The following is a 15,026-nucleotide window of genomic DNA, read 5'->3' on the forward strand; positions in this document are numbered from 1 at the left end:
AAGCCCGTGTGAAACAGAAGCTAGTGTGAAACACAAGACTCACTGCCTGGCTATGCAAAGCCAGGCAGTAAAAAGGTCAGCCTGTGAGCTGACCTTTTTCGTTTTGTCCGAGCCTGGCAAAGATTTACACCAGCGAGGCGTTAATCGCCGTCAGAACTTTGGCCGGATCGGTGGCCTGAGTGATTGGACGACCGATAACCAGGTAATCCGACCCCGCCTGAAGCGCTTCATATGGCGTCATAATACGGCGCTGGTCACCCGCTTCAGAGCCCGCAGGGCGAATACCCGGAGTCACCAGTTTGAACTCTTTACCCAGGCCCTGTTTCAGCACTGACGCTTCCTGTGCCGAACACACCACGCCATCCAGACCCGCATTCTTGGTCAGAGTCGCCAGACGCATCACTTGCTGCGCAGGTGCGACATCCAAACCGATCCCGGCCAGGTCGCTCTGTTCCATACTGGTCAGCACAGTGACTGCGATCAGCAACGGACGATCTTTACCGTAGGGCTCAAGAATTTCGCGTGATGCGGTCATCATGCGTTCCCCACCGCTGGCGTGAACATTGACCATCCAGACACCCAGTTCAGCAGCAGCACGAACCGCTTTGGAACAGGTATTTGGGATATCGTGGAATTTCAGATCCAGAAAAACCGAAAAGCCCCTTTTGTGTAGTTCACGAACGAATTCCGGACCAAAGAGCGTAAACATCTCTTTGCCGACTTTTAACCGGCAACTGGCAGGGTCGATCTTGTCGACAAATGCCAGGGCATCCGCTTGGTTGTCATAATCCAGTGCAACGATCACTTTCTGGTCGTTCATTTCTACTCCTAAGATATGCTTTTAGCCTATAAAAATGCAGCTCATACAAGCTGCAAATCTGAAACAACCGGCGTAAGGCCAATCATTATTTATTCTCCGTCCAAGCCTCGAATCGGCTTGATCGAACCCCACCCCTTACATGAAGGACAGTGCCAGTATAGTGAATGGGTAGAAAAACCGCAGCGGCGGCAACGATAATGCGGTTTGACTTTGAGCTGCTCACCAACCAACTTTTGCAAAGTCGACAAACTGGCCTTGGCACGGCCCTCTTCCGCTTCGGCAATATGGTAATCGATCAGGCGATAAAAGCCTTTCATGGTCGGGTTTTTAACCAGCTGACGGGTTAATAGCTCCTGTGCTGAAGCCACGCCTTCATGTTGCGCGACCAGTTGAGCCAGCATCAGCTCCGCAGATACCCCTGCCTTGTTGGAGATACATTCACGCAGAAACTGAACCAGTTCCTGCTCACGGCCGAGGTGGTGATAGCATTCCGCCAGTGTCGGCAGGACTTCACCAATGAAATCGATATCCTGTTCGAGTACCTTTTCCATGTATTGAATGGTTTTGTCATACTCTTCATTCTCGAGATGCAGCTTACCCAGAGAGATGCTGGCTCGCACGCATTTAGGATCTTCCTGCAAGGCCTTTTTAAACAGGTTAATCGCTTTGCTGTTATTGCTGTCTGCTTTTTCCAGCATGGCCAGCTCACACCAGTAATGGGCAATGCTGGTTTTCATCCGTTTACGGCCCATCTTGACCAGTGCCTGCGCGGCATCAATAGCTTTATGCCATTCACGGGTTTGCTGGTAGATAGACGCCAGTTGCTGCAGCGCCGACTCACGATGTTCCGGCTCATCGACCAACTGCTCAAAGATTTTCTCAGCCCGATCCAGAAAACCGGACACCATGTAATCTTTAGCCAGTTGCTGCAGCGCCAGATTTTTCTGGTCTATGGTCAGCCCGGAGCGGGAGATAAGATTCTGGTGGATGCGGATAGCGCGATCCACTTCGCCGCGCGAACGAAACAGGTTACCCAACGCCAGGTGGGTATCAATGGTTTCATTGTCGACTTGCAACAGTTCAATAAAGTGATCAACCGCTTTGTCTGACTGATCAGACAACAGCAAGTTAAGACCCGTCACGTACTGACGGGAAATTTGGTGGGAATGTTTCTGCTTGTCTTGCTGGGCACTACGATTACCCATATACCACCCGTAAGCGGCAGCAATTGGCAATAACAAGAAGAGGATTTCTAACATCTAAAAACGACCTTATTCGATATTCGCTTTCTGCTCTGAAACGTCGTTGGCCGATGACTGTTTTTTCAGCTTTCTGTTTAGCTTGCGAATTTCAAGTTGTGATTTTAAATGCATGCTGCCAAAAATGAGCCAGGCAATCAGAAAACCAACCACAAACACTGAACCCAGAAGGGTAGATAAATGGAACTCGCCCTGTGCCAGCAGATAATTGAAAGTCACTATCTCCTGATTCTGCGAGCCTAATGCCAACGCAATCAGGAAGAGAGCAAGTAACACCACGATTTTTATTATTTTCATAATCCATTACCTATCTATTCACGAATACAAGCACCCTGATTATGCAGGAAAACAGCCTGACAAACCATGGCTATTATCGGTACTTCAGCGCTTTTAAACGTATTTTTGCAGCGTATGTAGACGCATTAACCGCTGCCCGATAAAGAGTGTGTTTAATTCAACACCAATCCGGGATCTCACCATAGTCTGGATAGCACTGACAGGCCGGCACGACATCAGATCGCAAAAAAGCGGCACACTGAGACAGTATGCCGCTTTAACAAAATTCGCTACTTAAATCAGATAGCTTCGTTTACACGCTCACGAAGCTCTTTACCTGGTTTGAAATGAGGAACGTACTTACCTTCCAATTCCACCTTCTCACCGGTTTTCGGATTACGTCCGACTCGAGGCTCACGATAGTGCAAAGAGAAACTACCGAAACCACGAATTTCGATGCGTTCCCCATCTTCTAAGGTTTTCGCCATGTGCTCAAGAATGTCCTTCACCGCGTCTTCGATCTCTTTCGCAGATAAGTGGGTTTGCTCGGCACAGAGTCTTTCAATTAATTCAGACTTAGTCATAGTTTCCCTCTTCGAGTTTTTACCTGATTATAGTCAGTATTCTCAGTTCCAACAAACACTTGCTTAATATTGTAGGAAAAGATTTCAAACTTAACTAAATCTTTTCATCACTCAAATCAGCCGTTGACTGTGTCAGCACGCTGTAGAGCTTAAAAACAGAGGCTTTCAAGTGTGTGGTCAAGCAAGATAAAAAAGGAGCCTTACGGCTCCTTTTTATTCAGCGATAATTAAATTATTCGCCTTTAGCTGCTTTGAAAGCGTCAGCCATTGCGTTACCGAATGCGCCGTCATCTTGCTTGTTGATAGATGCCATTGCTTCTTGCTCTTCAGCTTCGTCTTTCGCTTTGATAGACAGGTTGATTACGCGGTTCTTACGGTCAACACCAGTAAATTTCGCTTCAACGCTGTCACCAACGTTCAGGATCAGAGTCGCATCTTCTACGCGGTCACGAGAAACTTCAGATGCACGGATGTAACCTTCAACGCCGTCTTCCAGCTCGATAGTTGCGCCTTTCGCGTCAACTGCAGTTACAGTACCGTTAACCAGAACACCTTTCTTGTTGTCTGCAACGTAAGCGTTGAATGGGTCATTTTCCATTTGCTTAACGCCCAGAGAAATGCGCTCACGCTCTGCGTCTACTGCTAGAACTACTGCAGAGATTTCGTCGCCTTTCTTGTATTCACGTACTGCTTCTTCACCTGGAACGTTCCAAGAGATGTCAGACAGGTGAACCAGACCGTCGATGCCGCCGTCAAGACCGATGAAGATACCGAAGTCAGTGATAGACTTGATCTTACCAGTTACTTTGTCGCCTTTAGCTTGTAGCTCAGCGAATGACTGCCATGGGTTAGCTTTACACTGTTTCAGGCCTAGAGAGATACGACGACGTTCTTCGTCGATATCCAGAACCATAACCTCAACTTCGTCGCCAACATTAACAACTTTAGATGGGTGGATGTTCTTGTTAGTCCAGTCCATTTCAGAAACGTGTACCAGACCTTCAACGCCTTCTTCGATTTCAACGAAGCAGCCGTAATCAGTCAGGTTAGTAACACGACCAGTCAGTTTGTGACCTTCTGGGTAACGCTTAGCGATTGCTACCCATGGATCTTCACCCAGCTGTTTCAGACCTAGTGATACGCGAGTACGCTCACGGTCGAACTTAAGAACTTTAACTGTGATTTCATCACCAACGTTAACGATCTCAGATGGGTGCTTAACGCGTTTCCAAGCCATGTCAGTGATGTGCAGAAGACCGTCAACACCACCAAGGTCAACGAATGCACCGTAGTCAGTAAGGTTCTTAACGATACCTTTAACTTCAGTACCTTCTTGCAGAGTCTCAAGAAGTTCGTCACGCTCAACGCTGTTTTCAGATTCGATAACAGCACGACGAGAAACAACGACGTTGTTACGCTTCTGGTCCAGCTTGATTACTTTGAACTCTAGCTCTTTGTTTTCCAGGTGAGCAGTGTCACGGATAGGACGTACATCAACCAGTGAACCTGGCAGGAATGCACGGATACCGTTCAGTTCAACAGTGAAACCGCCTTTAACTTTACCGTTGATGATACCAACAACAGTTTCAGCTTCTTCGTAAGCTTTCTCAAGAACGATCCAAGCTTCGTGACGTTTCGCTTTCTCACGAGAAAGTTGAGTTTCACCGAAACCGTCTTCAACCGCGTCAAGTGCTACGTCTACTTCAGAACCAACTTCAACTTCAAGTTCGCCAGCAGCGTTCTTGAACTGTTCAGCAGGGATTGCAGACTCAGACTTAAGACCAGCGTCAACCAGTACGTAGCCGTTTTCGATAGCAACTACAGTACCTTTAACGATAGTACCTTGTTGGAATTCAGTCTCGTTTAGAAACTCTTCAAAGAGTTGAGCAAAAGATTCAGTCATTTAATTAATCTTCAATAAGTAAACTACCACGGGTGTCCTACCACATGGGGTTATTAAATTCGCCGGTCATCATCCTTGCGACCAACGCTCTTAACTGACGTGGTTTATTCCGCCAGCTTCGATTCGATATATTGTAGTGCCTTTTCTACCACTTCGTCGATAGACATTTCGGTAGAATCAAGCAACAGCGCATCCTCTGCAGGGCGTAATGGAGCCACTGGGCGGTTACGATCACGATCGTCACGCTCTTGGATTTCGCTTAAAAGGGCGTCAAATTTAACATCAAGCCCTTTCAGTTGCAACTGCTTGAATCGACGACGTGCACGCTCTTCGGCACTGGCGTCCAAGAAAATTTTCACTTCAGCCTGCGGGAAGACAACCGTTCCCATATCGCGGCCATCCGCAACCAGACCTTTTTCATCGGCAAATGCACGTTGACGGCGCAACAATGCTTCACGAACACGTGGTAAAGCAGCGACTCTTGAGGCTGCCATTCCGGTTTCTTCTTTGCGCAGCTCTTTCGACACATCCTCGCCTTCCAGAATCACTTTGACGAGATCGCCTTCCGCAATAAACTGGACATCGAGGTGCGTTGCCAGCGGCACAAGTGCATCTTCTGATTCGATATCGACACCGTGATGAATGGCAGCCAGAGCCAGCACACGATAAATGGCACCAGAATCTAAAAGATGAAAACCGAGTTTGTTAGCCAACAGCATGCAAAGCGTACCTTTACCCGCTCCGCTTGGTCCATCAACGGTAATCACCGGTGTTTGAGAGGACATGTTTTACTCCACTTTGTTTTTGTTCGCGACGGATTATGTCTGCGATTTACCGGCGGCAAATTATAGTTGGAATCGTCTCCGGGTGCTAGGCAGGATTGGGTAAACGGTTATATTTTGCTACAAAACAGAAAACAAAAACTCAGATCTGGGATCTGAGTTTTTTCTCATTATGGGCTGTGGCAGGTAACAGACAATAGCAACAGAGCAAGACTTTAGAAAAGAGCAGTCGCAACGTACTCTTGACCGCAAAAACCTGCACATGGCCCAATAGCGGATCTTCTGACTAAAGGCCTAGAGCAGAATGCGCGCTTCGTTTTTCGCCACGGTGGCCTCCCCTATCCCCTTAACCTTGGTCAGATCCTGCTTGGTTTGGAACTGTCCGTTAGCCTGTCGGTAATCAACAATGGCTTGCGCTTTTTTCAGCCCTATCCCGGACAACAGCGTCGCGATCTCTTCGGCAGAAGCTGAGTTAACATTCACCGTGATTTCGATACCCTGTGACGTTTCGGCTTGCACCGGATTCTCTTCTGCGGCAGCCAATGCATTCGCAGCAGGCCAGCTCAACGCCAGTAAGGCAGACAACAGTAAAGATTTAAGTTTCATCGTGGACTCTCCTTGTTAGGTTATGAGCCCCGATAATAGGGGAAGCGGAGAGGCGCATCTAACGCCAACACGACAAAGTAAAATGGGCTGCATTCGCAGCCCATTCTGTTAAACATCTCAGTTACATTACAGCCATTACTGGCTCGCAAGGTAATATTCGATATCGGTATTATCACGCAGTACGCTGATCACACCAGACAAGTCCTGCTGGGTGCCGATACGGGAAAGCTGAGCGCCAATCTGATCCTGATACTGCTCATTCACTTTCGCTTCCACTTTGTTCAGCTCAACCACCACGACGTTGCCATCGAAATCTGTGGTCTGCGAGTAAGTCACAGCATCCTGCTCTGGCTTAGGCATCGCATAAACCGTTTCAGCCAGTGGTGAACTACGATCAATCATCTCAAGCTCGCCAAACGCCAGGTTATGCTCTTGCAGCAGAGATTTGTCACCCTGTTTCAGTGCATCAACCAGATTCGTAGCCAGCTCTTCGGCCTGCTCCTGACCTTTTTGCTTAGACAGTTCAGCAACAACCTGATCTTTTACTTCATCCAGTGGCAGAACCACCTGCGGACGCGCTTCTTCAACACGAACCACAACCACATGTTCAGGAGCGACTTCAATCACTTCTGAGTTCAGGCCGTCTTCTTTCACTTCCGGAGAGTCAATCGCCTGAATCACGCTTGGGTTATTCAGCACTGATGGCAGATCCTGCTCAGAGACAAAATCGGTCTTTTCGATTTTGGCTGACACTGCTTTGGCGGCGTCATCAAGTGAATCCGGCGATTCAAAAGCTACTTTCTGCAGCTCAGTTTGCAGTTCGTAGTAACGATCAATTGCCTGCTGGTCGGTCAGCTCAGTTTTGATCTGCTCAGCCACTTCGTCATAAGGTTTGGCAACCGGAGCTTTCAGCTCATCAAGCTTGATGATGTGGTAACCAAAGTCAGATTTGACCAGACCAGACACATCACCGGCTTTTTGCAGGGCAAATGCCGCAGCATCAAATGCCGGGTCCATCGTGTCACGTTCGATCCAACCCAGTGAACCACCGTCCTGTGCGCTGCCGATGTCTTCCGATTTTTCTTGTGCCAGTGTCGCGAAATCTGCACCGCCATTCAGCTCGTCAAGAATCGCCTGCGCTTTTTTCTCATCGTCGCCCTGAATCAGGATGTGGCTGACTTTACGCTGTTCTGCCGAAGAGTACTTGTCGAGGTGCTCCTGGTAGTACTGTTTGGCCTGCTCGTCGCTGACCGCCAAATCGCTCTTGAGCTGCTCGGCAGAAAGTTCGATATACGCCAGTTTTACCTGCTCCGGACGAGTGTAGTTATCCGGATTCTCTTTGTAGTACTGGGTAATCTCTTCATCCGTCAGTTTCACGTTTTTAGAAAACTCCTGCGGAGACAGGGTAATGGTGCGGATGTCACGCGTTTGAGCAACCAGTTCACCTTGCGCAGTGACTTCACCCTGCAGGGTAAATTCGCTGCCCTGCAGCGCAGAAACCAGCTGGTTACGCACCATGTCGCGGCGCAGATACTCAGCAAACGAATCCGGTGAGAAGCCAGCACGACGTAACGCAGACTGGTAAATATCCTGGTCAAATTTGCCTTCGTTTTGGAACTGAGGCATGTCCAGAATCGCCTGACGTACCTGGTCATCACTCACGCGCAGACCCAGAGATTCAGCATGCTGCTCAAGCAGCAGGTCGTTAACCATGCGATCCAGGACAGATTTACGGAATGATGCGACGTACGACGGGTCCGCCAGCAGGTTGGAGAAGTAATCACCCAACTGCGACTGCATACGGTTACGTTCGTTTTGGTAAGCTTGTTCAAATTCGCCGCGCGCAATCTCGGTTCCGCCGACTTTGGCTGCTGCATTATTGCTGCCGCTAATCAGGTAGTTACCTACCCCTGCGAAGATAAAAGAAAGGATGATTAATCCAAGGATAATTTTTACCGCGATGCTGTTCACGCCTTCGCGTAATCGATCCATCATAGTTTTACTGCTCTCCGGGTTTGAAGTGACACACTTCAGCCAAAAATTGAATAGCGCGATAATATCAGAAAAAGAAATGCGCATCAGTATGATGCGCATAATTTCAAAAGGTTCGAATTAATTTTGCCTCTAAACGGCCAAAATCATTCTGTTTGATTAAAAACTGATGGGTCGCAACCGATGAACCGATTAGTTGCAAGCGTCTTTCAACGCTTTACCAGCTTTGAACGCAGGTACTTTAGCTTCTGCGATTTGGATTTCTTCACCTGTTTTAGGGTTACGGCCAGTGCGAGCTGCACGAGTGCGAACTGCGAATGTACCAAAGCCAACCAAAGCCACCTGATCACCTGATTGAAGAGTGTCACTAACTGCGTCGATGAATGCGTCTAGTGCGCGACCAGCTGAAGCTTTTGAGATATCAGCATTTGCTGCAATTTGTTCTACTAATTGTGTTTTATTCACTGTGAATTCCCCTTCGGCCACCAATTATTATTTTGTTCGGTGCCTATTTCGTTCCATTAATGTAAAAACTGGCCTAAAGCCTTGTTACAACTGGGCTCAAGACTTAGTGAGTAACGTTAGCGCCCAAAAAAAACGCTGACAAGCCTTTTTAGACCTATCAGCGTAAACTTTTACTTATTTTTGCTGCACATCACTCTTTTTTAGCGCCAAACTCGACACCAGTCGGGTCATTTTCCAACGCTACCTGCAGCACTTCATCAATCCAGCGCACAGGAATCACCTTAAGATCTGCGATGACGTTATCCGGAATCTCTTCCAGGTCGCGCTCGTTATCTTTAGGAATCAGCACAGTTTTAATACCACCACGGTGAGCAGCCAGCAGTTTTTCTTTCAGGCCGCCGATAGGCAGTACTTCACCACGCAGAGTGATTTCACCCGTCATCGCCACTTCCGCTTTCACCGGATTACCGGTCAGGCTGGAAACCAGCGCAGTGCACATCGCCGTACCCGCGCTCGGGCCATCTTTCGGGGTCGCACCTTCAGGGACGTGAACGTGAATATCACGCTTCTCGTAAAAATCAGGATTGATACCCAGTTTGTCAGCACGTGAGCGAACCACGGTCATGGCTGCCTGGATAGACTCCTGCATCACATCACCCAGCGAACCGGTCTGCGTCAACTTGCCCTTACCCGGCATTGACTGCGCTTCAATCGTCAGCAGATCGCCGCCGACTTCAGTCCAGGCCAGACCAGTCACCTGACCCACACGGTTGAATTCATCCGCTTTACCGTAGTCAAAACGCTGTACGCCCAGGAATTCCTTCAGGTTTTCCTGATTCACCACCACTTGCTTGGTACCGCCGTTCAGCAGAATCTTCTTCACTGCCTTACGACAGATTTTCGAGATTTCGCGTTCCAGGTTACGCACGCCCGCTTCACGGGTGTAGTAACGAATCACACCAATGATGGCTGAATCTTCAATCTCGATTTCACCGGCTTTGAGGCCGTTACGCTCAATCTGTTTGTTAACCAGGTGGCGCTTGGCGATGTTGAGTTTTTCATCTTCGGTATAACCCGACAAACGAATCACTTCCATACGGTCCAAAAGCGGGCCTGGAATGTTCATTGAGTTGGACGTTGCCACAAACATGACGTCCGACAAATCGTAATCCACTTCCAGGTAATGGTCGTTGAACGAGTTGTTCTGTTCCGGATCCAGTACTTCCAGCAGAGCTGACGCCGGATCGCCTCGCATGTCGGATGCCATCTTGTCGATTTCATCCAGCAGGAACAGCGGGTTTTTAACCCCGACTTTCGACATTTTTTGGATCAGTTTACCCGGCAGTGAGCCGATATAGGTACGGCGGTGACCGCGGATTTCCGCTTCGTCACGCACGCCACCCAGCGCCATACGCACATACTTACGCCCCGTCGCCGATGCAATAGAACGACCCAACGACGTCTTACCGACACCCGGAGGACCAACCAGACACAGAATCGGACCTTTCAGCTTATTGATTCGGCTCTGCACGGCGAGGTACTCAAGGATGCGTTCTTTCACACGATCCAGACCATAGTGGTCTGCATTAAGGATCTCTTCCGCTTTGGTCAGGTCTTTTTTCACTTTGGAACGTTTGTTCCAAGGCACGCTGACCATCCAGTCGATATAACTGCGTACCACGGTCGCTTCGGCTGACATCGGCGACATCATTTTGAGCTTTTGCAGTTCCTGCTCGGTCTTCTCGCGTGCCTCTTTAGGCATCTTCGCGTCTTCGATTTTCTTCTGCAGAGCTTCAAACTCATCCGGCGCGTCATCCATCTCGCCGAGTTCTTTCTGAATCGCTTTCATTTGCTCATTCAGGTAGTACTCGCGCTGAGATTTTTCCATCTGCTTTTTAACTCGGCCACGGATGCGTTTTTCAACCTGAAGCAGGTCGATTTCTGACTCCATCTGACCCATCAAAAATTCCAGACGTTCCGACACGTCCAGAATTTCCAATACTTTCTGCTTGTCGACCAGTTTAAGTGGCATGTGCGCAGCGATAGTATCAGCAAGGCGAGCGGCCTCATCGATACCATTCAGTGACGTCAGCACTTCCGGCGGAATCTTTTTATTGAGCTTGATAAAGCCTTCGAACTGATTGATCGCACTGCGAACAATCACTTCCTGCTCTTTTTCATCAAGTTCTGGTGTCAGCAAGTACTCGGCGTCTGCCGAGAAGAACTCGCCTTCATGAAATTGGTGAATTTTAGCGCGCTGCTGACCTTCCACTAACACCTTCACGGTACCGTCAGGTAGCTTCAACAACTGAAGAATGGTGGCAACCGTGCCGACTTCGAACAGATCGGCGATTTTAGGTTCGTCAGTCTCCGGTTGCTTTTGAGCGACCAGAAGAACCTGCTTGTTGTTATCCATTGCCTCTTCTAGGCACTGAATCGATTTTTCGCGACCAACAAACAGAGGAATCACCATATGTGGATAGACCACCACATCGCGCAGAGGTAGTACTGGGATCTCGATACGCTCGGAACGTTCCAAGTTCATATTTTTCTCTCTTCTGCTTTCTATATATCGCAGTATATGGGGGCTAACTGACTGGATTCAATGACAGAATAAAAAAAAGGAGGTAATAATTACCTCCTTTTTCTCATTTAGTGACGGGATTTACTCTGCGCCGGCAGCCTGGCTTTCACTACCAGAGTAGATCAGCAGCGGGTCAGACTCGCCGTTGATCACAGACTCATCAATCACCACCTTCTCAACTTCGTTCATCGAAGGCAGTTCATACATGGTCTCCAGCAGCACGTTCTCAAGGATAGAACGTAGGCCACGTGCACCGGTTTTACGTTTCATTGCGCGAGCGGCAATGGCACGCAGTGCATCTTCACGGAATTCCAGGTCCACGTTTTCAAGCTCAAACAACGCCGAGTACTGTTTAGTCAGTGCGTTCTTAGGCTCTGACAGGATCTGAATCAGCGCTTCTTCATCCAGTTCAGTCAGCGTCGCCGTAACTGGCAGACGACCGATGAATTCAGGAATCAGACCGTATTTCACCAAATCTTCCGGTTCAACCTGAGTGAAAAGTTCACCCACGGATTTGCTTTGATCTTTCGAACGGACTTCTGCGCCAAAACCGATACCGGTCCCGGTTGCCACACGTTGTTCAATCACTTTATCCAGGCCAGCGAATGCACCGCCACAGATAAACAGGATCTTAGACGTGTCTACTTGCAGAAACTCTTGTTGCGGGTGCTTACGACCACCTTGTGGCGGAACGGAAGCGACGGTACCCTCAACCAGTTTCAGCAGCGCCTGCTGCACACCTTCACCAGATACATCACGGGTGATAGATGGGTTTTCAGCTTTACGTGAAATCTTATCGATTTCATCGATGTAGACGATACCACGCTCTGCTTTCGCAACGTCGTAGTCACACTTCTGCAGCAGTTTCTGGATGATGTTTTCAACATCTTCACCCACATAACCTGCTTCAGTCAGCGTCGTAGCATCTGCCATCGTGAACGGTACATCAAGGAAACGAGCCAGCGTTTCAGCCAGTAGAGTCTTACCACTACCGGTCGGACCGATCAGCAGAATGTTACTCTTGCCCAGCTCTACGCCTTCACTTGTTGTATCACCGTTACGTAAACGCTTGTAGTGGTTATATACTGCAACCGCGAGCACTTTTTTAGCGTGTTCCTGGCCAATCACATAGTCGTCCAGATGTTCACGAATTTGACGTGGCGTAGGAAGCGCCGACGACTCTTTCTTAGGCAGAACATCTTTAATTTCTTCACGGATAATATCGTTACATAAGTCGACACATTCGTCACAAATGTAAACAGAAGGACCTGCGATTAGCTTGCGAACTTCGTGCTGGCTTTTGCCACAGAAAGAGCAGTACAGCAGTTTACTACTACCACCCTCTTTGCTTTTGTCTGTCATTCGCTAACCTCTTAGCCTTTACTCTCTATGGTTTGAGTGTATAACAATTTGAACCAAATTGCGTTAAACAATTCCCAGAACTGTTACTCGCCACGATGGGTCAGAACTGCGTCCACCAGACCATAATCTACTGCCTGCTGGGCAGACATGAAATTGTCTCGGTCAGTATCACGTTCAACCACTTCCAGAGGCTGGCCGGTATGTTCTGCCAGCAAGTGGTTCAGCTTGTTCTTAATGGTCAGGATTTCCTGAGCGTGGATCTGAATATCCGACGCCTGACCCTGGAAACCACCCAGTGGTTGGTGAATCATGACACGCGAGTTCGGTAACACGTAACGTTTACCTGGCGCACCGCCAGCTAACAGGAACGCCCCCATTGAACAAGCTTGACCAATACACAGTGTGCTCACGTTTGGCTTAATAAACTGCATGGTGTCATAGATTGACATACCCGCAGTTACACTGCCACCCGGAGAGTTAATGTAAAGGAAAATGTCTTTATCAGGGTTTTCAGATTCTAAGAAAAGCAGTTGAGCCACGACAAGGTTCGCCATGTGATCTTCTACTTGACCAGTTAAAAAAATCACGCGGTCTTTTAATAAGCGAGAATAGATGTCGTATGAGCGCTCACCACGAGAAGTTTGTTCGACCACCATGGGTACTAGCGCGTCAATGATTGGCGACATTGCATTTTTTTCTTGGTAGCTCATAGTCTTATGTCCCTAAAATAAATGGCCCGGATGATGGGCAATCACACGGACCATTGTTAGCAGAATAGTTAACGTCTCGTCAACCTTTCTACACGAGAACTTGCTTATTAAGCAGCAACTTGAGGGTTCATTAGCTCGTTGAAGCTAACTGCTTTCTCAGTTACGTTTGCTTTAGCAATGATTGCGTCGATTGCTTGCTCTTCTAGAGCAACGTTACGCATGTTGTCCATCATTTGTGGGTTTTGCTCGTAGTAAGCAATCACTTCTGAAGGATCTTCGTAAGCAGTCGCCATCTCTTCGATCAGCGCTTTCACTTTCTCTTCGTCTGCTTTCAGTTCTTCAGCTTTGATCACTTCACCCAGCAGAAGACCTACTACTACGCGACGTTTTGCCTGCTCTTCGAACAGTTCACGTGGCAGTTGGTTAGCCGCTTCAACGTTACCACCGAAGCGCTGCGCAGCTTGCTGACGCAGTACGTTGATTTCTTGATCAATCAGAGCAGAAGGAACGTCGATGTCGTTCTCTTTTACCAGACCTTCCAGAGCTTGATCTTTGATGCGAGCTTTGATCGCTTGCTTCAGTTCGCGATCCATGTTCTTACGAACTTCAGCTTTCAGTGCGTCAACGCCACCTTCAACCACACCGAACTTAGCAACGAATTCGTCGTTCAGTTCTGGCAGTTCCTGAGCTTCAACTTTGCTTACTTTGATTGCAAACTTAGCTGCTTTACCTTTCAGGTTTTCTGCGTGGTAATCTTCTGGGAAAGTCACGTCAATTTCGAATTCCATACCAGCAGTCTTACCTGCGATACCGTCTTCAAAACCTGGGATCATGCGGCCTGCGCCCATTTCCAGAGGGAAGTTTTCAGCTTTACCGCCTTCGAATTCAACGCCGTCGATAGAACCAACGAAATCGATAGTTACGCGTTTGCCTTCTGCTGCTGCTTCGTCAACTTGAGTCCAAGAAGCTTGCTGCTTACGCAGAGTGTCCAGCATTTCAGTTACGTCTGCATCCGTGATTTCTGTAGTTGGTTTTTCTACAGTGATGTTTTCCAGGCCTTTCAGTTCAACTTCTGGGTAAACTTCGAAAGTCGCTGTAAATACTAGATCTTCGCCTTCATTGTTAGCTACTGGAGCAAACGTTGGTGCGCCCGCTGGGTTGATCTTTTCTTTTACGATCGCTTCGATGAAATGACGTTGCATAACTTCACCAAGAACGTCTTGACGTACTGCTTTACCGTACATCTTAGCAACCATCTTCATCGGCACTTTGCCTTTACGGAAACCATCGAAACGACGGTTTTTCGCGATGTTGCGTAGTTCAGCTGATACTGCATCTTCGATGTTAGCAGCAGGAACAGTAATATTAAGACGGCGCTCTAGGCCTTCTAGCGTTTCAACAGTAACTTGCATTGTTTATAAACCTCAAAACTGGCTCAGTATTCCTGAGCGTCATGAGCCAGAACCCGGTTCTGGCTGCATCCTTGTGTGGTACCCGTAAGAGCACTTAACTGTAATTATTGAGCATCGGTATTCAAGCGCTTGTGGCCTCAATACCGGACTAATGAGTGATATCTTTGCCGCAATAAGCAGCCAACGGTATCTCTGATTAGTCTCAGGACAAAAAATTTAGACGCCGCATTCTACCGACCAGAAGTATGGCTGTCGAGCTAATCCCCGGTCA

13 protein-coding genes are annotated in these 15,026 nt (G+C 48.2%); all 13 read right to left on the reverse strand.

Annotated features, from left to right (window positions below; genetic code table 11):
* Positions 1-124 precede the first annotated feature (124 nt).
* On the reverse strand, positions 125-820 hold the full coding sequence (pyrF, locus tag KNV97_RS13025; RefSeq protein ID WP_218563302.1) for an orotidine-5'-phosphate decarboxylase: 696 nt from the start codon (positions 818-820) through the stop codon (positions 125-127).
* 89 nt (positions 821-909) lie between these two features.
* On the reverse strand, positions 910-2,079 hold the full coding sequence (gene lapB / locus KNV97_RS13030; protein ID WP_218563303.1) for a lipopolysaccharide assembly protein LapB: 1,170 nt from the start codon (positions 2,077-2,079) through the stop codon (positions 910-912).
* Positions 2,080-2,091: 12 nt separating this feature from the next.
* Complete coding sequence (locus KNV97_RS13035; protein WP_136484249.1) at positions 2,092-2,376, reverse strand: LapA family protein; 285 nt, start codon at positions 2,374-2,376, stop codon at positions 2,092-2,094.
* Positions 2,377-2,654: 278 nt separating this feature from the next.
* On the reverse strand, positions 2,655-2,939 hold the full coding sequence (gene ihfB, locus KNV97_RS13040) for an integration host factor subunit beta (protein WP_136484250.1): 285 nt from the start codon (positions 2,937-2,939) through the stop codon (positions 2,655-2,657).
* 232 nt (positions 2,940-3,171) lie between these two features.
* The gene (gene rpsA / locus KNV97_RS13045) at positions 3,172-4,842 is read right to left on the reverse strand and encodes a 30S ribosomal protein S1 (RefSeq protein WP_136484251.1); all 1,671 of its coding nucleotides are present in this window, start codon (positions 4,840-4,842) and stop codon (positions 3,172-3,174) included.
* 104 nt (positions 4,843-4,946) lie between these two features.
* Entirely contained in the window at positions 4,947-5,627 is a 681-nt protein-coding gene (cmk, locus tag KNV97_RS13050; RefSeq protein WP_136484252.1) for a (d)CMP kinase, read from the reverse strand.
* 291 nt (positions 5,628-5,918) lie between these two features.
* Positions 5,919-6,230 (reverse strand): ComEA family DNA-binding protein, encoded by a 312-nt coding sequence (locus KNV97_RS13055; protein WP_136484253.1) that lies wholly within the window; start codon positions 6,228-6,230, stop codon positions 5,919-5,921.
* Positions 6,231-6,365: 135 nt separating this feature from the next.
* Complete coding sequence (ppiD, locus tag KNV97_RS13060; RefSeq protein ID WP_218563304.1) at positions 6,366-8,225, reverse strand: peptidylprolyl isomerase; 1,860 nt, start codon at positions 8,223-8,225, stop codon at positions 6,366-6,368.
* Positions 8,226-8,414: 189 nt separating this feature from the next.
* A complete protein-coding gene (locus KNV97_RS13065) occupies positions 8,415-8,687 on the reverse strand; it encodes an HU family DNA-binding protein (protein ID WP_136484255.1) in 273 nt (90 codons plus the stop codon).
* Positions 8,688-8,877: 190 nt separating this feature from the next.
* Positions 8,878-11,232 carry an endopeptidase La gene (gene lon / locus KNV97_RS13070; protein ID WP_136484256.1) on the reverse strand — a complete coding sequence of 785 codons (2,355 nt, stop codon included), beginning with the start codon at positions 11,230-11,232 and terminating at the stop codon, positions 8,878-8,880.
* 120 nt (positions 11,233-11,352) lie between these two features.
* Positions 11,353-12,633 carry an ATP-dependent protease ATP-binding subunit ClpX gene (clpX, locus tag KNV97_RS13075; protein ID WP_136484257.1) on the reverse strand — a complete coding sequence of 427 codons (1,281 nt, stop codon included), beginning with the start codon at positions 12,631-12,633 and terminating at the stop codon, positions 11,353-11,355.
* Positions 12,634-12,716: 83 nt separating this feature from the next.
* Positions 12,717-13,343, reverse strand: a complete 627-nt coding sequence (clpP, locus tag KNV97_RS13080) for an ATP-dependent Clp endopeptidase proteolytic subunit ClpP (protein ID WP_136484258.1) — start codon at positions 13,341-13,343, stop codon at positions 12,717-12,719.
* Between the two features lie 107 nt (positions 13,344-13,450).
* Positions 13,451-14,755, reverse strand: a complete 1,305-nt coding sequence (gene tig, locus KNV97_RS13085; protein ID WP_136484259.1) for a trigger factor — start codon at positions 14,753-14,755, stop codon at positions 13,451-13,453.
* Positions 14,756-15,026 lie beyond the last annotated feature (271 nt).

This window comes from Vibrio ostreae (genome assembly GCF_019226825.1).
Taxonomy (GTDB): Bacteria; Pseudomonadota; Gammaproteobacteria; order Enterobacterales; family Vibrionaceae; genus Vibrio; species Vibrio ostreae.